The sequence below is a fragment of the Saccharomonospora piscinae genome, assembly GCF_005862235.1.
Lineage (GTDB): Bacteria > Actinomycetota > Actinomycetes > Mycobacteriales > Pseudonocardiaceae > Saccharomonospora > Saccharomonospora piscinae.
The window spans coordinates 948,390-968,883 of sequence record NZ_VCEK01000003.1; the positions used below are offsets into that span (position 1 = coordinate 948,390).

At 71.2% G+C, this 20,494-nt stretch carries 17 protein-coding genes; 13 read left to right on the top strand and 4 right to left on the bottom strand.

Annotated elements, in window-relative coordinates:
* Positions 1 to 18 precede the first annotated feature (18 nt).
* From FFT09_RS15600 to FFT09_RS15620, 5 genes are all read left to right on the top strand, one after another.
* Positions 19 to 1,146: a glutathione-independent formaldehyde dehydrogenase gene (locus FFT09_RS15600; RefSeq protein WP_138383100.1), complete on the top strand. Its 1,128-nt coding sequence runs from the start codon at positions 19 to 21 to the stop codon at positions 1,144 to 1,146.
* Between the two features lie 114 nt (positions 1,147 to 1,260).
* Positions 1,261 to 1,737 (top strand): DUF4383 domain-containing protein, encoded by a 477-nt coding sequence (locus tag FFT09_RS15605; RefSeq protein WP_081191171.1) that lies wholly within the window; start codon positions 1,261 to 1,263, stop codon positions 1,735 to 1,737.
* Positions 1,738 to 2,115: 378 nt separating this feature from the next.
* Positions 2,116 to 3,072: a glycoside hydrolase family 18 protein gene (locus tag FFT09_RS15610; protein WP_244231375.1), complete on the top strand. Its 957-nt coding sequence runs from the start codon at positions 2,116 to 2,118 to the stop codon at positions 3,070 to 3,072.
* Positions 3,069 to 3,971: a hypothetical protein gene (locus FFT09_RS22950; RefSeq protein WP_081191169.1), complete on the top strand. Its 903-nt coding sequence runs from the start codon at positions 3,069 to 3,071 to the stop codon at positions 3,969 to 3,971. The genes FFT09_RS15610 and FFT09_RS22950 overlap by 4 nt, the downstream gene beginning before the upstream one ends.
* 11 nt (positions 3,972 to 3,982) lie before the next feature.
* Positions 3,983 to 7,237, top strand: a complete 3,255-nt coding sequence (locus FFT09_RS15620; protein WP_138383233.1) for a glycosyltransferase — start codon at positions 3,983 to 3,985, stop codon at positions 7,235 to 7,237.
* Positions 7,238 to 7,348: 111 nt separating this feature from the next.
* On the opposite strand, the gene FFT09_RS15625 is transcribed toward FFT09_RS15620, so the two are convergent.
* Complete coding sequence (locus tag FFT09_RS15625; protein ID WP_138383101.1) at positions 7,349 to 8,119, bottom strand: endonuclease I family protein; 771 nt, start codon at positions 8,117 to 8,119, stop codon at positions 7,349 to 7,351.
* A gap of 109 nt (positions 8,120 to 8,228) precedes the next feature.
* Here FFT09_RS15625 and FFT09_RS15630 point away from each other — a divergent pair, with 109 nt between their 5' ends.
* From FFT09_RS15630 to FFT09_RS15660, 7 genes are all read left to right on the top strand, one after another.
* Complete coding sequence (locus FFT09_RS15630) at positions 8,229 to 9,077, top strand: hypothetical protein (RefSeq protein WP_425273059.1); 849 nt, start codon at positions 8,229 to 8,231, stop codon at positions 9,075 to 9,077.
* A 38-nt stretch (positions 9,078 to 9,115) separates the two neighbouring features.
* Positions 9,116 to 10,432, top strand: coding sequence for a sensor histidine kinase (locus FFT09_RS15635; RefSeq protein WP_244231377.1), 1,317 nt, complete (start codon positions 9,116 to 9,118; stop codon positions 10,430 to 10,432).
* A gap of 13 nt (positions 10,433 to 10,445) precedes the next feature.
* Complete coding sequence (locus tag FFT09_RS15640; RefSeq protein WP_081191166.1) at positions 10,446 to 11,126, top strand: response regulator; 681 nt, start codon at positions 10,446 to 10,448, stop codon at positions 11,124 to 11,126.
* A gap of 85 nt (positions 11,127 to 11,211) precedes the next feature.
* Complete coding sequence (locus tag FFT09_RS15645) at positions 11,212 to 12,096, top strand: ABC transporter ATP-binding protein (RefSeq protein WP_081191165.1); 885 nt, start codon at positions 11,212 to 11,214, stop codon at positions 12,094 to 12,096.
* Positions 12,096 to 13,235, top strand: a complete 1,140-nt coding sequence (locus FFT09_RS15650; protein ID WP_081191164.1) for an ABC transporter permease — start codon at positions 12,096 to 12,098, stop codon at positions 13,233 to 13,235. Before FFT09_RS15645 ends, FFT09_RS15650 begins: the two co-directional genes overlap by 1 nt.
* A 314-nt stretch (positions 13,236 to 13,549) precedes the next feature.
* Positions 13,550 to 14,392, top strand: a complete 843-nt coding sequence (locus tag FFT09_RS15655) for a p-hydroxycinnamoyl CoA hydratase/lyase (protein WP_081191163.1) — start codon at positions 13,550 to 13,552, stop codon at positions 14,390 to 14,392.
* 31 nt (positions 14,393 to 14,423) lie between these two features.
* Complete coding sequence (locus FFT09_RS15660; RefSeq protein ID WP_138383104.1) at positions 14,424 to 15,911, top strand: acyl-CoA synthetase; 1,488 nt, start codon at positions 14,424 to 14,426, stop codon at positions 15,909 to 15,911.
* 32 nt (positions 15,912 to 15,943) lie between these two features.
* Here FFT09_RS15660 and FFT09_RS15665 read toward each other — a convergent pair whose 3' ends face one another.
* Both FFT09_RS15665 and FFT09_RS15670 read right to left on the bottom strand, forming a co-directional pair.
* Entirely contained in the window at positions 15,944 to 16,438 is a 495-nt protein-coding gene (locus FFT09_RS15665; RefSeq protein WP_138383105.1) for a MarR family winged helix-turn-helix transcriptional regulator, read from the bottom strand.
* 44 nt (positions 16,439 to 16,482) lie between these two features.
* Entirely contained in the window at positions 16,483 to 17,658 is a 1,176-nt protein-coding gene (locus FFT09_RS15670; protein ID WP_138383106.1) for a 4-hydroxybenzoate 3-monooxygenase, read from the bottom strand.
* An 80-nt stretch (positions 17,659 to 17,738) separates the two neighbouring features.
* Between FFT09_RS15670 and FFT09_RS15675 the strand changes: the two genes are divergently transcribed.
* Positions 17,739 to 18,557, top strand: coding sequence for an IclR family transcriptional regulator (locus FFT09_RS15675; RefSeq protein ID WP_081192182.1), 819 nt, complete (start codon positions 17,739 to 17,741; stop codon positions 18,555 to 18,557).
* Positions 18,558 to 18,691: 134 nt separating this feature from the next.
* Here the strand turns inward: FFT09_RS15675 and FFT09_RS15680 are convergent, their stop codons facing one another.
* Positions 18,692 to 20,476, bottom strand: coding sequence for a choline/carnitine O-acyltransferase (locus FFT09_RS15680; protein ID WP_138383107.1), 1,785 nt, complete (start codon positions 20,474 to 20,476; stop codon positions 18,692 to 18,694).
* Positions 20,477 to 20,494 lie beyond the last annotated feature (18 nt).

Below are 20,494 nucleotides of genomic sequence, written 5' to 3' on the forward strand. Positions count from 1 at the left end.
GTGACCAGGGAGGACGAGATGAAAGCAGTGGTGTACCGGGGACCCAACGAAATTCAGGTGGAGCAGGTCGAGGACCCGAGGATCGAAGCCCCGACCGACGTGATCGTCCGGGTCACCACGACGGCGATCTGCGGCTCTGACCTGCACATGTACGAGGGCCGCACGGTGGCCGAGCCCGGCATCGTGTTCGGCCACGAGAACATGGGTGTCGTCCAGGAAGTCGGTTCGGGTGTCGTGTCGGTGAAGCAGGGCGATCGCGTCGTGCTGCCGTTCAACATCGCGTGCGGTTTCTGCCGCAACTGTCTCGCGGGCAGGACCGGGTTCTGCCTCACGGCCAATCCGGGCTTCGCGGGCAGCGCGTACGGCTATGTCGGCATGGGCCCGTACAAGGGCGGCCAGGCCGAGTACCTGCGGGTACCGTTCGCCGACTTCAACTGCCTGCAACTGCCCCAGGGTGACGAGCACGAGGACGACTTCGCGATGCTCGCGGACATCTTCCCCACGGGCTATCACTCGACGGAGCTCGCCGGGGTGTCGCCGGGCGACACCGTCGCCGTCTACGGCGCGGGCCCGGTCGGGCTGATGGCGGCGTACTCGTCGGTGCTGCGGGGCGCCTCGCAGGTCTTCGTGGTGGACCGGGTGCCCAACCGGCTGCGGGTCGCCGAGGAGATCGGCGCGGTCGCGATCGACTTCACGAAGGGCAGCGCGCCGGAACAGATCGTGGACCGCACGGACGGCGGCGTGGACCGGGGGATCGACGCGGTGGGCTACCAGGCGACGGTCCCCGAGGGCGAGGAGCAGCCCGCCGTGGTGCTCAACGACCTGATCGAGACCGTGCGGCCGACGGGGTCGCTGGGCGTGGTCGGGCTCTACCTTCCGAAGGACCCGGGCGGTCCCACCGAGGACGCCAAGCACGGCAGGTTGCTGATCGGTATGGGGCGCTTCTTCGAGAAGGGCCTGCGCATGGGCACCGGCCAGGCGAACGTGAAGTCGTACAACCGTCAGTTGCGTGACCTCATCATCGAGGGCCGGGCCGAGCCGAGCTTCGTGGTGTCGCAGCGCCGTCCACTGGACGACGCCCCCGACGCCTACGCCCGGTTCGACCGTCGCGAGGAGGGTTACACGAAGGTGGTCCTCAAGCCGTGACGGGCTCGCCCGCGCCGTGCCCGGGCGGGTGATTCCCGTCCGGGACGCGGCCGGTCACGAGGTGTGAAAGCCCGGTGAGCGGGAACTCGACTCATCCGTAGGGAGGGAACAACGATGACCTACTCGTCCGCGCACCCGTTCCGCGCGGCGGCCGGAACCCGTTCGCGCCCGGCGGTGCAGTCGGCAGCCGGTGTCGTGGGTGCGGTGTTCCTCCTGGTCGGTGTCCTGGGCTTCATCCCAGGGGTGACTACCGACTACGGCAGTATGCAGTTCGCGGGCCACGAATCCGGCGCGATGCTGTTCGGTGTCTTCCAGGTGTCGATCCTGCACAACCTCGTGCATCTGGCGTTCGGGATCGCCGGGCTGGCGCTGATGAGGACCGCCGCGGCGGCGCGCGGGTACCTCGTCGGTGGCGGTGCGATCTACCTGGCGCTCTGGATCTACGGCCTGATCGTGGGTGCCGAGTCCACCGCGAACTTCGTTCCGCTCAACGCCGCGGACGACTGGCTCCACCTCGGGCTGGGCGTCGGGATGATCGCGCTGGGCACCCTGCTGGGCACGGGAGGACGCAGGACCGAGTCACCCCGCTGATCGCCGAGCACGAACGCCACCCGGACCGTACGCGGACCGGGTGGCGACGTCGTGCGCGCCGCCCTTGCTATAGCGTCTACTGTAGACAATGCAATCGGGTGTTTCGCCCGGAAAGGGCGTTGACCCGCGCTCTCCGGCGTCCGTAGATTCTGGTGTGTCCGCGCGTTGCGGGCTCTCATCACGTCCACCTCGGACGGTCACAGACAGTGGTTGGCTCGGCAAGCCCTGCCGCCCACGTGTGCCCGGACGTGGTCGCACAGCGTGCCGGGGCCGTCGCTCACGGCACCTCGAATCTCGTCGGAGGAGGGAAACAGAGCCGTGTCTTCCGGTGTCCGTCGCCGGTCGTCCGTCGTCGGCAGCGCTTCAGCGCGGTGTGCCGTGCTGGCACTGTTCCTCCTCGGGGCGTGTGGTTCGCCGCCGCCCGCGCCCGCCATCGGCTCGGTCGCGCCGTACGTCTACGTGGGCGGTGCGCTGCCCGCGCTGGCCGAGGTGTCGGCGGCCACCGGTGTGCGGCGGTTCGTGCTGTCGTTCCTCCTCGCCGCTGAAGGGCACTGCGCGCCGCGGTGGAGCCAGGGCCGGGCGGTGGCCGACCAGGCGCTGCTCGCGCAGGCCCAGCAGGTCCGGGACGCGGGTGGCGCCCTGACCGTCGCCTCCGGCGGCGCCCGAGGTCGCTACCTCGAACACGCGTGTTCGACGCCGCATCAGCTCGCGGACGCCTACGGCCGTGCGCTGTCGCTCACCGGGGCGGACACCTTGGACGTCGACGTCGAGCGGCCGGTGCCCGTCGAGCGAGTGGCCTCCGCGCTCGCACTCGCGCGGCAACGTCACGGGGTCTCGCTGGTGGTCACCGTGCCGGTACGGGACGCCGAGACCGGACTCGGCTCGCAGGCGCTGGCCCTCCTGCGAGCGCTGGACCGCCGGGACGTTCCCGTGACGGCCAATGCCATGATCATGAACCTGCCGCAGCGTGACGACTGGCGCCGGACGCTGTTCGCCGCCGCCGAACGCGTGACCAGCCAGCTCCAACGGTTGTGGCGGCTGCCCGACCGGTCCGACGCCTATGCCCGGCTCGGCCTGACGTTCATGGCGGGCCGCAACGACACCGGACCCGTCACCACACGGGCGGACGCGCGAGCACTGCGCGAGTTCGCCACCGACCGCGCGGTGGGCTTCCTCGGGTTCTGGTCGCTGGGCCGCGACAACGGCGACTGCCCCGGTCTGCCCACCGCTGTCGGCCACTGCAGCGGGATCCGGCAACCCGTGCATGCCTTCACCCGGTCGCTGGCGGAGGGCCCGCGACCGGCCCAGCCCACAGTAGGAAGGACCGCACCGTGATCGAGTCCGGAGCCGCCGGGGACACCCCGGCGCACATCGACCAGCCGATCTTTCATGATCCGCGCGGCAAGCGTCGCCTGTGGTTGCGCCTGACCGCGGGACTGACCGCGGGCAGCGGAGCCCTGGCCCTGGCCACGGGCGGACTGCTTTTTGCCGACCGGCCGTCGCCTGCGCCCGCGTCGCTGGCGTTGCCGGTGCGCCAGGCGGTCGCCCCCGGCATGCTCGACGGCGCCACCACGGGTGGCGGCGCCGCGGACAGCCCGGAGCACCGCGAGCACCGCGAGCGGCCCCAGGCTTCCGCCGAGGAGGCGTCTCCTGCCGACAGTGGGGACACCCGAGTTGTCCCGGTCGTGGACCACGACGAACAGGTGCTCGACGTGGTCACAGAGCCGACGGAGGTACGACCGCTCGCGGCCACGACCCCGCTGACCGAGGACGCCGAGGACGCCGAGGACGCCGAGGGCGCGGACGACACGAACGACACGGACGACGCCGAGGACGCTGACGACGCCGAGGACCCTGACGACGCCGAGGACGCCGAGGACCCTGACGACGCCGAGGACGCTGACGACGCTGACGACGCCGGGGACACCCAGGACGCCGAGGATGTTGACGACGCGGAGCACACCGAGGGCCTCGAGGAGCCCGACAGCGCCGAGGACGCCGAGGCCGAGTCACCGAAGGAGACCGAGGACACCGAGTCCGACGAGCACTCCGACGGCACGGCTGAGGACACGGGCACCACGCCCGGCGAGGACGAACTCGACGCGGAGTCCGGAGCGGAGGACCGGCCCGTTTCCGAGACGCACGACGCCGACAGGGTGACGTTCTCGGCCGAGGAATGGTTCGCGCTGCTGGACGAGTCGATGGCCGACCTGCGCACCGCGTTCGACCTGTAGGGAGTGCCATGATGCGGGTGCGGGGCTCATGGATCGTCGCGGGGGTGCTCGGACTGCTGTTCGTCCTGGTGCTGCTGGTGGCGGGGTGGGCCATGTCCGAAGTGGGCAACGACGCCGAGCCGGCGCGGGACTTCGAGAGTCAGTCGGAGGTCCCGCCCGGTTTGCTGAACGGGGGCTCGCTCGTGCACGCCGATGATGACTCGGCGGCGTCCACGGCCATGCCGCCCCGCACCCTGGCACTGACCTTCGACGACGGCCCCGATCCGGTGTGGACTCCGAAGGTGCTGGACGTCCTGGCGAAGCACGACGTGCCGGCCACGTTCTTCGTGGTCGGCTCGATGGCCGCGCGGCACCCGGACCTGGTGAGCAGGATTCACGAGTCCGGTTCCGAGCTCGGAGTCCACACGTTCACACATCCCGACCTGGCGCAGGTCACGCCCTGGCGGGTCGAACGGGAGCTGGACCAGACGCAACTCGTTCTGGCCGGGGCCGCCGGCGTCACCACGCGACTGTTCCGGCCGCCGTATTCGTCCACAGTGGAAGCTCTCGACAATCCCGCCTACGACGTGGTGCGCAGGGCGGGGGAACTCGGCTACGTCAGCGTGTTCAGCGACATCGACAGCGCCGACTGGAAGCGCCCCGGCGTCGAGGCCATCGTGCGGAACTCCACGCCTTCGGGCGAGGACGGTGGCGTGGTGCTGCTGCACGACGCGGGTGGCGACCGCGCGCAGACCGTCGCCGCGCTGGACGTCCTCATCCCCCGGTTGAAGGAACAGGGGTACCGGTTCAGCACCGTCACCGACGTCCTGGGCACCGAGCGGGCCACGCCCGCCGCTCCGGGCGATCGGGCGTCGGGTTCCGCCCTGGTGGTGCTCGTCACGGGAGCGATCGCCGTCGTCGCGGTGCTGAAGTGGGTGCTGGTCGCGGTCGGTGTGCTGACCCTGCTGCGGCTGCTGCTGCTCGTCGTGGTGGCGCGCAGGCACGCGGCCCGGCGAGCCGATCCCCGGCCTCGCTGGGGCCCGCCGGTCACCGAGCCCGTTTCGGTGATCGTGCCCGCGTACAACGAGGCCGCGGGTATCGAGGCCACCGTGCGCTCGGCCGTCGCGAGCACCCACCGCGTCGAGGTGATCGTCGTCGACGACGGTTCCACGGACGGCACCGCCGACATCGTGGAGGGCCTGGAGCTGCCGCAGGTCAGGGTGCTGCGCCGGGCGAACGGAGGCAAGGCCGCCGCGCTCAACGCGGGGATCGCCGCGGCCAGCCACGACCTCGTCGTCATGGTCGACGGCGACACCGTCCTGGAACCCACCACGGTCCACGAGCTGGTGCAGCCGTTCGGCGACCCCGAGGTGGGAGCCGTCTCCGGCAACGTGAAGATCGCCAACCGGGAGTCGCTGCTCGCCCGCCTGCAGCACATCGAGTACGTGGTGGGGTTCAACGTCGATCGCCGTGTTCACGACGTGCTGCGCTCGATGCCGACGGTGCCCGGTGCGGGTGGGGCGTTCCGGCGTGCGGCCCTGCTGGAGGCGGGCGGGCTCAGTGCGCAGACGCTGGCCGAGGACACGGACCTCACGATCGCTCTCGGCAGGGCGGGCTGGCGCACGGTGTTCCAGGAGAAGGCGGTGACCTGGACCGAAGCTCCCACCTCGGTGCGTCAACTGTGGCAACAACGGTTCCGCTGGACGTTCGGCACCATGCAGGCGGTGTGGAAACACCGCAGGGCCATCGTGTCGCGTGGCGCGGCGGGCCGGGTGGGCCGGTTCGGGCTCCTGCACGTGGTGTCGTTCCAGATCCTGCTGCCCCTCATCGCGCCCGTGATCGACGTCTTCCTGCTGTACGGCCTGGTGTTCCTCGATCCCTGGACCACGGTGGCGCTGTGGCTGGGCATGCTGGGGGCACAGGCGCTCGTGGCAGCGTATGCGTTCCGCCTGGACGGCGAGCGCAGAACGGTGCTGTGGCTGTTGCCCGCGCAGCAGCTGGTCTACCGGCAGTTGATGTACGTCGTGCTGGTGCAGTCGCTCGCCGCCGCGGCCTCGGGGGTGCGGGTGCGCTGGCAGTACATGCGCCGGGCCGGTGCGGCGGGAGTGCCCGCGTCCCGGGAACCGGCCGCGGCGGTGCCCGCCCCCAGAACGCCGCCCGGCGACGAGGACGTGCGCGGGCCGCGGCGGCCTGTGCACGCGGTGCGGGAGCGATGGCTCGACGTCCTCCGGGCGGCCGCGCTCGGACGCGTGCTGCTCTACCACACCGTGGGCTGGCCGTGGTTGAGCATGGCGTTTCCCGCGATGGGCGTCATGTTCGCCGTCGGCGGCTCGCTCACCGCCCGGTCACTCGGCACGCGGCCCGCGGTGGACGTCGTCGGCAGCCGGATCGTGCGGCTGCTGCCGCCGTTGTGGGTGCTCGCCGTGATCATGGTGCCGCTCATGCTGGTCACCGGGTGGAGCACGGCGACCGAGGAGAGCTGGGCCAGCGACACGCTGCGGTGGCCGGAGCTGGCCCTGTGGATCTTCCCGGTGCTCGACCCGCCGCACAGCGACTGGGCGCTCGGAAGGGACGCGGCGATCGTCCTGTGGTACGTGCGCGCCTACCTGTGGTTCGTGTTGCTCACGCCGTTGCTGTTGCGGTTGTTCCGCCGCCGTCCGCTGCTGACGGTGCTGGCACCGCTCGCGCTCGTCGGAGCCGACGCGGTGCTCGGCTCGCCACTGGCCGAGGCCGGTGACGTCGGCCAGGGTGTGCTCGACTTCGCGACGTTCGGGGCCTGCTGGGTACTCGGCTTCGCGCACCGGGACGGCTGGCTGGCCCGCACGCGCGTCGCCGTGCTCGGTGGCCTCGCCGCGACCTCGGTGGCCCTCGGGCTCTGGTGGGCCGCGACACACCCGTCGTGGGGCTCCTACGACCTCAACGAGATCCCGCTGGGACAGGCCCTCGTCAGCGCCGGCTTCGTCCTCGTCCTGCTGCGGCTGTCACCCTCGCTGCACTGGCTCGGGCGCGTGCCCGCACTGGACCGCCTCGTCACCGTGCTCAACGCCAGGGCCGTCACCGTGTACCTGTGGCACAACGTGGCGATCTTCCTCGCGGCCCCGATCGTGCTCTGGTGGGGTGACTACTCGGTACCGGAGCACCTCGCTGTGGCGGTGTTGCTGACCGCCACAGCGGTGTTCCTGTTCGGCTGGGCCGAGGACCTGGCGGCCCGTCGCCGCGTCACGCTGCTGCCGGGGGCGAGACCCGCGCCCCGGCACGCGCGACGGCGCCGCCTGGCTCCACGGTGACGCGCCGTGTCCGCAGCCTGCGTAGCCGAGTCCGCACCGCACGATGCGGACACGGCTACGGGAGCTGCGGACACGGCTACGGGAGCTGCGGACACGGTTGCCGGGCTGCGGTCAGCCGAAGATTTCCGCCGCCCACTCCGGGTGGTCGATGAACGGGTTGCGGTTGTGCTGGAACTGTTCGTAGACGACGTCGTTGCGGCGCCGCTCGGCGTCGTCGACGGGATCGGCGTCGTGCCAGTCGAGTAGCACGGACACCCGGCCGTGGTACGGCGCGGAGTTGTTGTTGACCTGGTCGTTGAGTTCGAGATCGGCGTAGCCGTCGTCCCCCTCGTAACGTACGGCCATGTAGAGGATCATCCGTGCGACGTCGCCCTTGACCTCGTCGCGAGGCTCGAACGAGTCGTCGTCGGTGTAGTTGCCCGGTGCGCCGTCGACGGCACTGCCACCGGTGTCGAAGTCCTTGTTGCCGCGGATGCTGTTCACCTGCACGTCCGTGGGACGCAGGTGGTGCAGGTCGGTGCCGGGCCCCGAGGTGCCGAAGTCACCGTGTGACTTGGCCCAGACGTGCTCCCGGTTCCAGTCGCCGACCATGCCGCCGTTGGAGTTCTTCGACCGCGACTGCCCGCTGTAGAGCAGCACGACGCTGCCCGGGTCGCCAGGGTCCTCGTCGGTGGCCCGAAGCCCGTCCCACACCTGGTCGTAGGACAGTCTCTCGGCGTCGTCGATGATGTCGTGAAGCGCGTCCTTGAGCGCCTCGCCTGTCAGTCCCTCGGTTCCGGAGTAGTAGTCGGCGGGAGGCGCCGCAGCCGCCGCGGGTGCCCCCACCGCCGCGACGACGATCGCGAGCGAGCCCGCGAGCCACCGTCCAGTTCGAGTACGCATTCCCCGACCTCTCTGTGCGCCGCGTCGAACAGGGTCGATCCGACGGTGGCACGGTGCGTGAGAACGCCGACACCGACGAAGGTGGCGACTACCGTTCGTAGCCGCAGCGTTGATCGACAAGCCCACCCACCTCGGCGGTGATCGCGCCGGGGCGTCGCGGCCGACCGCTACGGTGATCGACGAAAGGCAGGAGGTGCGGTGGGTGTCGGGTATCGACGATCTCGCGATCAATCTGCTGGCGAGCGTGATCGCCGGAACGGCGGTGTGGGTTTTCCAGCTGGTTCGGCGCAGGCGGCGCCAGGCGCGACGCCGACGGTTCTTCGGGCTCGAAGGGGGAGCCGAATGCGTGATCGTGGTGCCCCGGCACGCCGCGTCGCCGTCCCCGCACAGCGTGAACCAGCTCGACGTCGCCGCCGTCGTCGAGCTGGCGGCGATCGCGCGGGAGTGCGGCGCCGCCGTCGTGCTGAAGGTGCAGGGCCAGAACGCGCTGTTCGACGGCGACGCCACCACCGCGACGGAGTTCTGCGTCGGAGGGCCTGACGCGAACACGCGGATGGCGGCGCATCTGGCCACGTTCCTGCCCGGGGTGTCGATGGATCGCTACGCCGACGTGGGTGTCGCGCTGACTCTGCGGGTGGGGGAGCGGGTTTTCACCAGGACGCCGAGGGAGGCGGAGTACGTCCTGCTCGCGAAGGTTCCCGGAGGGGGCAGGGGCGGCAGGCCGCTGTTCGTGGTGTGCGGGCAGACCGCGGTCACCAACCGCGCGGCCGCCCGGTACCTGTCGGACAACTATCCCGCGCTGGTGTCGCGTTACGGGGTCGACAGCCGGTTCTGCCTGATGCTGGAGATCGTGCGGCCCCCCGTGTACGGGGGACGGCTGGTGCGGGAATGCGGCGATCTGACGGCGGCGGCCTTCACCGCGGCACCGCAGGCACCGCAGACACCGCAGCACCGCTGAGCCGGGTTCCTGTCCGGCCCCCTGTTACGTTCACCCGTGTGGCGCAGGTGAACGACGACGAGCCGGACTGGTCCCGGTGGCGGCGGCCCCGTCCCACCGCGAGGCAGCGGCGCAACGACGCCTGGGTGGCACTCGGGGTGATGGCGGGTGCTCTGTTCACCATCGTGGTGGTCAACAGCATGGGCGCGCTGGCGTTCGGTACCGCCCCGTCGCTCGGTGAGCAACTGCTGTGGGGCGCGGCCGTCACGGCACCGCTGGTGGTCCGCCGCCGGTTCCCGCTGGTAGTGCTGTTCGCGGTCGGCGCGCTGTTCATCCTGGCGCAGGCCCACCAGATCGGCGACAACTTCGTGCCGTCCCTCGCGCTGTTTCTCGCCATCTACAGCGTGGGAGCGTGGGAACGCAGCCGTGTCGTGGCGCGGTGGGCACGGGTCGGCGTCATCGTGGCCATGTTCTGCTGGCTCGGCGTCGCGCTCGCGGCCCTGCTGCTCGATCCAGGGCAGTTCCCGGCGGTGGGAGGTCCGCTGGACCCGGTGCTGTCGGCGGTGCTCTACAACCTCGGGTTCAATCTGATGTTCTTCCTGTCCGCGTACTTCTTCGGTGAGATGGCGTGGCTCGCGGCGCGGCGGGAGGCCGAGCTGGAGTACCGCGCGGACCAGCTGCGGCGGTCTCAGGAGGAGAACACGCGCGGCGCGCTCGTGTCGGAGCGTGTGCGCATCGCCCGCGACCTGCACGACGTCGTGGCTCACCACGTGTCGGTGATGGGCATCCAGGCGGGTGCGGCACGCCGGGTGCTGGACACGGACATCGACCTGGCACGCACGGCGCTCGACACGGTGGAGACCACGGCGCGGACCGCCATCGGCGAGCTGCGGGGCCTGCTGGGGGTGCTGCGGGCCGAGCCCGTCGACCGCGACCGAGCGGCGGGCAGCGACGGTGCCGAACACGTGGCGTCACCGGGGCTGGACCAACTGCCCGAACTCGTGGAGCGGGCGGCCTCGCCCGAGCTGGCCGCCACCTTCGCTGTCTTCGGCGAGCCGTATCGGGTGTCGGAGGGGGTCGCGCTCTCGGTCTACCGGGTGGTGCAGGAGGCACTGACGAACGCGGTGAAACACGCCGCGGCGCGCACGGTCGAGGTCCGCTTGCGCTACCTCGGCACGGGCATCGAGGTGGACGTCACCGACGACGGCCGGGGACCGTCCGGGCCCGGCCGCGAACCCGGATCCGGCCTGGGCCTGCTCGGGATGCGCGAACGGGTCGCCGTCCACGGTGGGGAACTGGAGACCGGGCCGCGTCGCGACGCGGGGTACCGTGTGCGCGCGCGCTTTCCGCACCCGGCGGGTAGCGCCGAGCGGTGACGGGAGTGGCGAGGTGACGGGTGCCGAGGCCACGTTGCGGGTGGTGCTCGCCGACGACCAGGCCCTCGTGCGCGCGGGATTCCGCGTCATCCTCTCGTCCGGCGAGGGGATCGAGGTGGTCGGCGAGGCCGACGACGGCTGGGAGGCCGTGGACCTGGCGACCCGCCTGCGCGCCGACGTGGTGCTGATGGACGTGCAGATGCCTCGCCTCGACGGGCTGGAGGCCACCCGGCGACTGCTGGGTGCTTCGGGGCCGGACCATCCGACGAAGGTCATCATCCTCACGACGTTCGACCGCGAGGACTACCTCTTCGAGGCGCTGCAGGCAGGGGCGAGCGGGTTCCTGTTGAAGAACGCCTCCCCCGAGCACCTCCTGGAGTCCGTACGCATCGTCGCGCGCGGTGACGCTCTGCTGTCGCCGGAGGTCACCCGCCGGGTGATCGCACGCTTCTCGACCCCGTCGCGGGCCACGCCGGTGCGCAGGCCTGCCGATCTCACGGATCGCGAGTTCGAGGTGCTGTCCCTGCTCGCGACGGGCGCGAGCAACGCCGAGATCGCGCAGGAACTCTTCCTGGGCGAGACCACCGTGAAGACCCACGTCTCCCGGGTGCTCACGAAACTGAATCTCCGGGATCGCACGCACGCCGTCGTGTTCGCCTACGAGAACGGGATCGTGACTCCTGGCGGAGCGTGACGGCGCCGTGTCCCCCGTGAGGATGACCCGTTGATCGTTCCGGGGCCGGACGACGCCGCGTCCCCGCACTGCTTGACTGTCGCGCATGTTGACAGTGACAGGGATCAGCCGCCGGTTCGGCGATCTCCGGGTGCTCGACGACGTGTCGTTCGACGTCCGGCCCGGCCGCATGACCGGCTTTCTCGGCGCCAACGGCGCGGGCAAGACCACCGCGATGCGGATCATCCTCGGCGTACTCGCCGCACACGGGGGTTCGGTGTCGTGGAACGGCCAGCAGGTGACCCAGTCGCTGCGCCAGCGTTTCGGCTACATGCCGGAAGAGCGGGGCCTCTACCCGAAGATGAAGATCGCCGAGCAGGTGGCCTGGCTCGGTCAGCTGCACGGGCTCGACCGTGCGACGGCGCGCCGCAACACCGAGCGGCTGCTCGACCAGCTCGGCCTGGGGGAGCGGGCGAACGACCGGCTGGAGCAGTTGTCGCTCGGTAACCAGCAGCGTGTGCAGGTGGCGGCCGCCCTGGTACACGACCCGGTGCTGCTGATCCTCGACGAACCGTTCTCGGGGCTCGACCCGATCGCGGTCGAGACGGTGCTGGGGGTGCTGCGGGAGCGGGCCGCCTCGGGTGTGCCCGTGTTGTTCTCCAGCCACCAGCTCGCCATCGTGGAGCGACTCTGCGACGACCTGGTGATCATTTCGGGCGGCGCGATCGCGGCGAACGGCGACCGCGAGGAACTTCGGGTACGGCACGGCGGCACGCGCTACGAGCTGCTGGTCGACGGTGACGCGGGCTGGCTGCGCGACATGTCCGGTGTGCGCCTGCTGGACCTGGACGGAGCGCGAGCGGTGTTCGAGCTCGACCCGGCGGGCCCCGGCGACCAGGACGTGCTGCGGGCCGCGCTCGACCGCGGGCCCGTGCGCAGCTTCGCGCCCGTCCTGCCCACGCTGGACGAGATCTTCAAGGAGGTCATCTGATGAGCGTCACCACCGAGGAACGGCAGAATCGCACCGAGGGTGACGGTGGCGGCACCGGCGGTGCGGCCTCGTTCGCGGCGGCCACGCGGCTCGTGGCCGAGCGGGAGATCATGAGCTTCGTCCGGACGAAGGGGTTCTGGGTCGGGCTCGGCCTGATCGTCGTCGGGTTGTTCGCGGCCTCCATCCTGCCGAAGGTGTTCAGCGGCAGCACCGACGTCGCCGTGGTCGGGGCGCAGTCGAGCGCGGTACTGGAACAGTTCGACGCCGAGCTGGTGCCCGCGGAGGACACCGCCGCGGCCACGGAGCTGGTCCGCAGCGAGCAGGTGGACGCGGCGGTCGTGCCCGACACCACCGGAGAGTCGGCCACGGGCGTGCGCGTGGTGGCGCTGACCGAACCACCCGCCGAGCTGGTCGCCGCGCTCGGCACGGTGCCGCCGGTCGACATCCTGCAGACCTCCGACGTCGGCCAGGGGCAGCGCATGCTGGTCGTGATGGTGTTCGCGCTGCTGTTCGTGATGTTCGGGATGGGTGGCGTCGCCATCGCGCAGAGCACCGTCACGGAGAAGCAGACGCGCATCGTCGAGATCCTCGTCGCCACGGTGCCGGTACGGGCGCTGCTCGCCGGGAAGATCGTCGGTCACGCGTTGCTGACCGTCGGTCAGGTCCTGGTGGTGGCGATCGCCGCGCCGATCGCGCTGCAACTCGGCGACCACGGGGATCTGTTGTCGGTGGTCGCGCCCGCGCTGGGCTGGTTCGTGCCGTTCATGTGCCTGGGCTTCCTGCTGCTCGCCTCGTTGTGGGCGGTCGCGGGTTCGCTCGTCAGCAGGCAGGAGGACCTGAGCGCGAGCATGAGCGTGGTGATGCTCGTGATCATGGCTCCGTACTTCCTCGTACTCACGCAGTCGGACAACGCGGCGATGATGACGGTGCTGTCGTACGTCCCGTTCTCGGCCGCGGTGGCCATGCCGGTACGGATGTTCACCGGCGACGCCCAGGTGTGGGAGGGACTGGCCTCGCTCGGTGTGCTCGCCGCCGCGGTGGTGGTCATGGTGCTGCTGGCCTCCCGGCTCTACGCGGGGGCGCTGCTGCTGACGGGCGGCAGGGTCGCCCTGCGGAAGGCGTGGGCGCGCGGCGACTGATGCCGGCCGCCTTCACCGGGGGTGCGGTGAAGGCCACCTTCGCTGCGGACGCGGCGGACGGTGGTCTTCACCGCTTCGGTGCCCGAGCTGCCGTGTAGCCGTGTCCGCAGCTCGCGTAGCCGTGTCCGCAGGACACGGAGGCGGTCAGCGCGCGAGTGCCCACAGCGACGGCGTGGTGCGCTCAATCTCGTGTGGACGGTCGTGGTCGTGCTGGTGACCGTGCGCCCCGACGACCGATTCACGGCTGAGTGTTGACGCGGTCCACTGTTCCCTGCCTACTATTAATCAGCAATCCTGATGAATAGGAGGGGATCGTGGGAGTCGACGAGCAGCCGTGGGGCGACACCGTGCGGGTGGAGTTCGACGAGGGCATCGCGTGGGTGTCACTCAACCGTCCCGGTAAGCGCAACGCGATGAATCCCGCGCTCAACGACGAGATGGTGCGTGTGCTCGACCATCTGGAGGGCGACGACCGCTGCCGGGTGCTCGTGCTGACGGGCGCGGGCGACGCGTTCTCCGCGGGTATGGACCTCAAGGAGTACTTCCGGGAGGTCGACAAGACCGGCGACTACACGGTGCAGCTCCGCGTGCGCCGGGCCAGCGCGGAGTGGCAGTGGAAGCGGCTGTCACGCTGGAGCAAACCGACCATCGCGATGGTCAACGGCTGGTGCTTCGGTGGGGCGTTCACACCGCTGGTGGCCTGCGACCTCGCCTTCGCGGACGAGGACGCGCAGTTCGGGCTGTCCGAAGTGAACTGGGGTATCCCGCCAGGCGGGGTGGTGACGCGCGCGCTCGCGGCCACGATCAGCCAGCGCGACGCGCTGTACTACATCATGACGGGCGAGCGCTTCGACGGCCGCAGGGCGGCGGAACTGCGGCTGGTGAACGAGGCGCTGCCGGCCGAGCGGTTGCGCGAGCGCACGCGCGAGGTGGCGCTCAAGCTCGCGGCGACCAACCGCGTCGTGCTGCACGCCGCCAAACTGGGCTACAAGCTGGCGCGGGACATGCCGTGGGACCAGGCCGAGGACTACCTCTACGCCAAGCTGGAGCAGTCGCAGTTCGCCGACGCCGCGGGCGCTCGCGCCCAGGGACTCACCCAGTTCCTGGACGACAAGTCCTATCGCCCCGGCCTCGGTGCCTTCGACCCGGCCCCGTGAGCGCGCGAGAACACCGGAGGGCGTGACGATCATGCGCAATCAGGGTGTGGGAACGTGGCCCGCGCGCCGCGCGCGGATGACTCCGCGGGCCACGGCCGTGCGGTTCGCGGACACCGTGCTCACGTACGCGGAGCTGGACACGCAGGTGGCCCGGCTGGCGCGGCACTGGCGGGAACGCGGCGTGCGGGCCGGCGACCGGGTGGCTCACCTCGGGCCGAACCGGCCCGCCTTCCTCGAGTGCCTGTTCGCCGCCGGACTGCTCGGTGCGGTGTTCGTCCCGCTCAACGTCCGCCTCAGCGAACCGGAGCTGGCCCGCATCCTTGCTCATTGCGGTGCCCGGTTTCTCGACCACGCCCCCGAGCACGCGGACCGGGGCACGCGGCTCGCGTCCGCCGCGAACCTGACCGTGCTCGACGGTGCTCCCGCACGCGAACGCGGCCCGGTCCAGGAGCGCCCTGACGAACCGGTCGTGCTCGACGACCCGGCCGTCCTCCTCTACACCTCCGGCAGTACCGGAGCGCCGAAGGGCGTGACGCTCACCCACGGCAACCTGACCTGGAACTGCGTCAACGTGCTCGTGGAGAGCGACGTCGCCACCGACGAGGTGACGCTCGTGGTCGCGCCACTGTTCCACGCCGCCGCACTGGGAATGAGCTGCCTGCCGACCCTGCTCAAGGGTGGCGCCGTCGTGTTGCACGACCAGTTCGACCCGGCGGAGGTGCTGGCCGCCGTCGAACGCCACCGGGTCACGTGGATGTTCGGCGTCCCCCGGATGTTCGACGCCCTGGCGGCGCACCCGCACTGGGACTCGGCCGATCTGTCGAGCCTGCGTACGCTCAGTTGCGGGGGAGCGCCCGTGCCCACCGCGACCATCCGCCGCTACCTCGACCGGGGCCTGAGTTTCGTGCAGGGCTACGGGATGACGGAGGCCGCACCCGGGGTGACGATCCTCGACCGCGCACACGCGCAGGCGAAAGCCGGTTCGGCCGGCGTGCCGTCGTTCTTCACCGACGTCCGCGTGGTCTCGCCCGACGGGCGTGACGTGGCGCCGGGTGAGCGCGGTGAGGTCGTCGTCAGTGGCCCGAACCTCATGGCGGGCTACTGGGAGGCGCCGGAGGAGACCGCGCGGGCGGTCCGCGACGGGTGGTTCCACTCCGGTGACGTCGCCACGGTGGACGAGGGCGGTTACCTCTACGTCGTCGACCGCCTCAAGGACATGTTCATCTCCGGCGGCGAGAACGTGTACCCCGCCGAGGTGGAGAACGTACTGCACGAGCACCCCGACGTCGCGGCCTGCGCGGTGATCGGGGTGCCCGACGCCGTGTGGGGCGAGGTCGGCAGGGCGGTCGTGGTGCCTGCCGACGGCGCCGAGCCCGACCCCGCGCAGCTGCGGGAGTGGCTCCGCTCGCGGCTGGCCGCCTACAAGGTGCCCCGCGACGTCGTTCTCGCCGAGGAGCTGCCCACCACGGGATCGGGCAAGCTGCGCAAGTCAGCGATCCGCGACCGGTACGGGCACTGACGCACTGAACCGCTGGACGCTGGGGCCTGGCCCTATCCGCCGTTGTGCTCCAGCTCGCGGTGGAGTTCGCTCAGCGCGTCGATGCCGGTGCCCAGCGTCGCGCGGAACTCGTCGCGCTGCCGCGCGTCCAGCGGAGCCAGCAGGTGCTCCTCGAGCGCCAGGACGAGTGGCTCGCACGTGTCGAGCAGCGTGTCACCCCGGTCGGTGAGCCGGGCCAGCAGGATGCGCCGGTTGCCGGGGTCGCGCTCCCGGCTGATGAGCCCCCGCTGCTCCAGAGTGACCACCATCTCGTGCATCGTCTGCGGGCGCAGGAACGACCTCCGCGCCAGCTGGGCGGACGACAGGCCCCCGCGCCTGCGCAACACACTCAGCGCGGTGTACTGCAGGGTGGTCAGGCCGTGCGGGCGCAGTGCGTCGTCCAGCAGGGCACGCACCACAAGCTCCAGCCGCTTCACCAGATACAGAGTCAGCGGTGGCTCGGGCTCCTGCGGTGCAGCGGCCTCGGGCGCGGGTTGCTCGGCGGTCACGCCGCCATCGTCGCACGCCGCGCCGCGACTACCGGGGAGTCGGGTCAGAACTCGACCGGCCACCCCGTGTACGCCTCGGCGAGATAGGTGGAGCCCGCGGTGCTGCCGGTGACCGATTCGAGCTCGCCGAGCTGGCGCCGCACGTCGAAGGCGCTGCCCGCCGGATCGGTGTGCAGCATCGACGTCATCCACCACGAGAAGTGCTGGGCGCGCCAGACCCGGCGGGAGGCCACGTCGCTGTAGGAGTCGAGCAGCGCGGTCGAACCGGTGGCGTAGTACGAGTCCAGCGCGCGGGCCAGGACGAGCACGTCGGCGACGGCGAGGTTCAGTCCCTTGGCGCCCGTCGGTGGCACGGTGTGGGCGGCGTCGCCCGCGAGGAACAGCCGCCCGTACCGCATCGGCTCGCACACGTAGCTGCGCATGGGGATCACGCCGCGCTGGAAGATCGGGCCTTCCGCGAGGCTGAACCCGTCGCCGGCCACCCGCGCCTGGAGCTCGGCCCAGATCCGGTCGTCGCTCCAGGCCGCGGCGTCCTCGTCGGGGTCGCACTGGAAGTACAGGCGCTGCACCGTGGGGGTGCGGGTACTGACCAGAGCGAAGCCGCGTTCGGAATGGGCGTAGATCAGCTCGGGTGCCGAGGGCGGGGCCTCCACGAGCACCCCGAACCACCCGAACGGGTAGGTGCGGAAGTAGTCGGTGCGCGCGGCGTCCGGGATCGTGTGCCTGCTGATCCCGGCCGAGCCGTCGCATCCGGCGACGACGTCGCACTCCAGCTCCACCGCGGTGCCGTCCGCCTCGGTGAACGCGATGACGGGCCGATCGCTCGTGACGTCGCGCAGCGCGACGTCGCCGCACTCGAACCGGATGTCGGCCCCGGCCGCCAGCCGGGCGGCGATCAGGTCCTTCAGCACGTCGTGCTGCGGATACAGCCACACCGACCGGCCGACGAGGTTCGCGAAGTCGATGCGGTGGCCCTGGCCGCCGAACCGCAGTTCGATGCCGTCGTGCCGCGCGCCCTCGGCCAGCGCGCGGTCGCCCACGCCGTACTGCCGCAAGGTCTCCACGGTGCCGTGCTCCAGCACTCCGGCCCGGATGGTCTCCTCGATGGCGGCGCGGGAGCGCGTCTCGACGATCACCGAGTCGATGCCGTGCTCGGCCAGCAACAGCGACAGCAGCAACCCCGCCGGACCCGCGCCCACGATCCCGACTCGCGTTCTCATGCGCCCACCCAAGGCGCTCGGCGCGCTCGACGCCAGACTTGCTTTCCACTCAGTGGAAGTGACCGGGCTAGGCTCGGATGATGGCGGGCAACACGAACCGGCAGGGCGACTCGGTGACCCGGCGCCTGTTCGCGGTGCTGGGCGCGTTCGACGTGGCGCACCCGAGGCTGTCGCTCACCGAGCTGGCGCGGCGGGCCGACCTGCCTCCCGCCACGGTGCACCGGCTCGCGGCGCAGCTCACGGAGGTCGGGGCGCTGCATCGCGACGAGTCCGGTGACTACCGGATCGGCCTGCGGCTGTGGGAGATCGGATCGCTGGCCCCCGTGTCGGGCAGGCTGCGCGAGGTCGCGCTGCCGTTCCTGCAGGACCTCTACGAGACCACGCGCGAGAACATCCACCTCGCCGTGCGCGACGGCCACCACGCGCTCTACGTCGAGAAGCTGTCCGGTCACCGGTCGGTGCCGATCGTCTCGCGGATCGGCACCCGGCTGCCGTTGCACGCCACCGGCGTCGGCAAGGCGCTACTGGCCTACGCCGATCCGTCGGTGGTGCGCGAGGTGCTGGCCCGGCCACTGGTCGCCTGCACGCGCCACACGATCGTCGAACGCGGGCGGTTGCTGCGGGACCTGCGGGCGACGGCGCGGCGCGGCTACGCCACGACCCACGAGGAGATGACGCTGGGCTCCTGCTCCGTGGCCGTGCCGATCCCGGCGGAGGGCACCGAGCCGCCGGGGGCGATCGGCGTGGTCGTCCACTCCGTCAATTCCGTTCGCGCGGAGCTGGCGCGGCTGGTCCCGGAGCTGCGGGCGGCGGCCGACGGCGTGGCACGGCGACTGCGCGAAACCGCCACCGACCCGGCGCCGGGATTCCTGCACGACCTGCCGCCGTGGCGGGGCTGAGGAGCCCGACGGGCTCACCCGAGCGTCGTGGACGATGTCGCGCGGCTGCGACTCTGGGCTGTTGTGATCGGCGATAGCTACGCAGGCTGAAGTCCAACGGCCTCGAGATCCCGCCGCCGTCGAAGACCGCCCATTCAGCCGTCGGTGAGCAGCAGGTCCTCCAGCTCGTACAGCGCCGTGGTGAGGTGCTCGGCGAAGGAGTGCAGCTGGTCGGCCACGGGGCGCGGCGTGCTCAGGTACAGGTTCACGTGGCCGGGCAGCAGCACGTAGGCGACCCCGATGCAGTGGCTGCTGGTGGAGCCGAAGCCGAAGTACTGGATGTGCTCCGACGGCGCGGAGCTGGTGCTCAGGTAGTCGTCGCGCATCACCGACCAGCCCGGGATGTCGTTGAGCGCCAGCGGTTCGGTCAGCCCGAGTTCGGCGCCCCGCCTGCGCTGGACGAGTTCCAGCTCCCACAGGTGCTGTTCGGGTGCCTGCCCGGCCTGGCACTGCTTGGCGCGTGCCACGTGCCGGTCGGCCGCGGCCCGCAGCGCCGCGAGGCGCTCGGTGCTGTCGGCGTCCGGGTCGTCCATGACCTCGGTGAAACGCACCATTTCCGGCGTCACGACCCGCATCGCCTCCGTGCGGCCGTTGCGGTACTGCCGGGTGGCGATGGACTCGTAGGTCGCGCCGACGAAGCCCTTGGCCCTGCGGTGCGCGAGTTGGTAGGCGAGCTGCATGAACGCGTCGGGGGAGAGGCCGAGTTCCTTGATGCGGCGGGAGCCGAGGTCGTCGAACGACAGGGTGGTGGTGGCGTTCGCGGCGGCGTAGTCGGTGAACGCCTCCTCGGCGGCACGGGCGTCGGCGCGCAGGGCGTCGTCCAGCGTGAACTCGACGGGGCTGACCGGTGCGGGTCCCCGCTCCGGCACGGCGGGCAGCTCGGTGGCCGCCAGCGTGTCGACGAAGGACAGCACCGTGGTGCCGTCCAGGCCGCAGTGCTCGATGTTGAGGCCCGCCGTGCCGTCGGCGAACACCACGAACGACACCGACTTGTCGAACCACCGGTTGCGGCTGTCGCCGTGCAGGAGCAGGTCGCACGCCTCGTGCGTGTCGGCGGGAGTGACGTCGTCGAGGCACAGGCACAACAGGGCCGTCTCCACGACGTCGAGGGCGTCGGCGTTGCCGGGCAGCGCGGCGAGCGCCTCGCGGCTGGCCGCCCACTGGGCCCGCGCCTTGGTGGTCAGCGGGCCCACCGCGGCCGACGGCTCGTCGGCGGCGGATTTGGTGATCTCCGCCAGCGCCGCCTCGATGTCCGCACGGGCGACGGGGGCGCCGTCGCCGGTCAGCACCTGAACCCGGAAGGCGGAGCCCCGGTGGAACACGACGATGTGCCGTGCGGGAGACGGGCCGGGGTGCTCGGCGCTGTAGGGGGCGCGGACGGTGTCCTGGTGTTCACCCGGGATGCGGGTGGTGGAGAACAGGAACGCGTTCTGCTTCATCGACAGCGGGTTTCCCCGCTGGACGACGGGCGGGATTTCTTCCGCGTCGAGCCGCCGCTTGTAGTCCACGGCCGCCGCGACCAGCTCCGCCGCGCGCGTGAGCTGCGGCAGCGGCGACGGCTCCAGCAGGAAGAAGAAGTTCGCGTTCAGTGCGATGCGGTCGCGTCGGCCGAGGTAGCGCGACGGCCAGAACTGGTCGAGCCAGCTCTCCACCCCGTCGGAGGCGTCGTAGCGTTCGAGTTCGCGGTGCAGGGCCCGCGCGGTGCTGTCCGGGCGCAGCAGCTCGGCGACCGCGGACTCGGTGGCGGCCCGCTGGTCGGCGTCGAGCAGCGGGCCGCACCACTCCAGAAAACGCGCGCAGGTGTCGTCGAGGCTCGGCAGCGGCACGCGCGGCAGCCGGTCCTCGTGGGCGAACGTGCGGGAGGTCTGGGTGTCGGTCACGATGCTCCTCGAAGACGT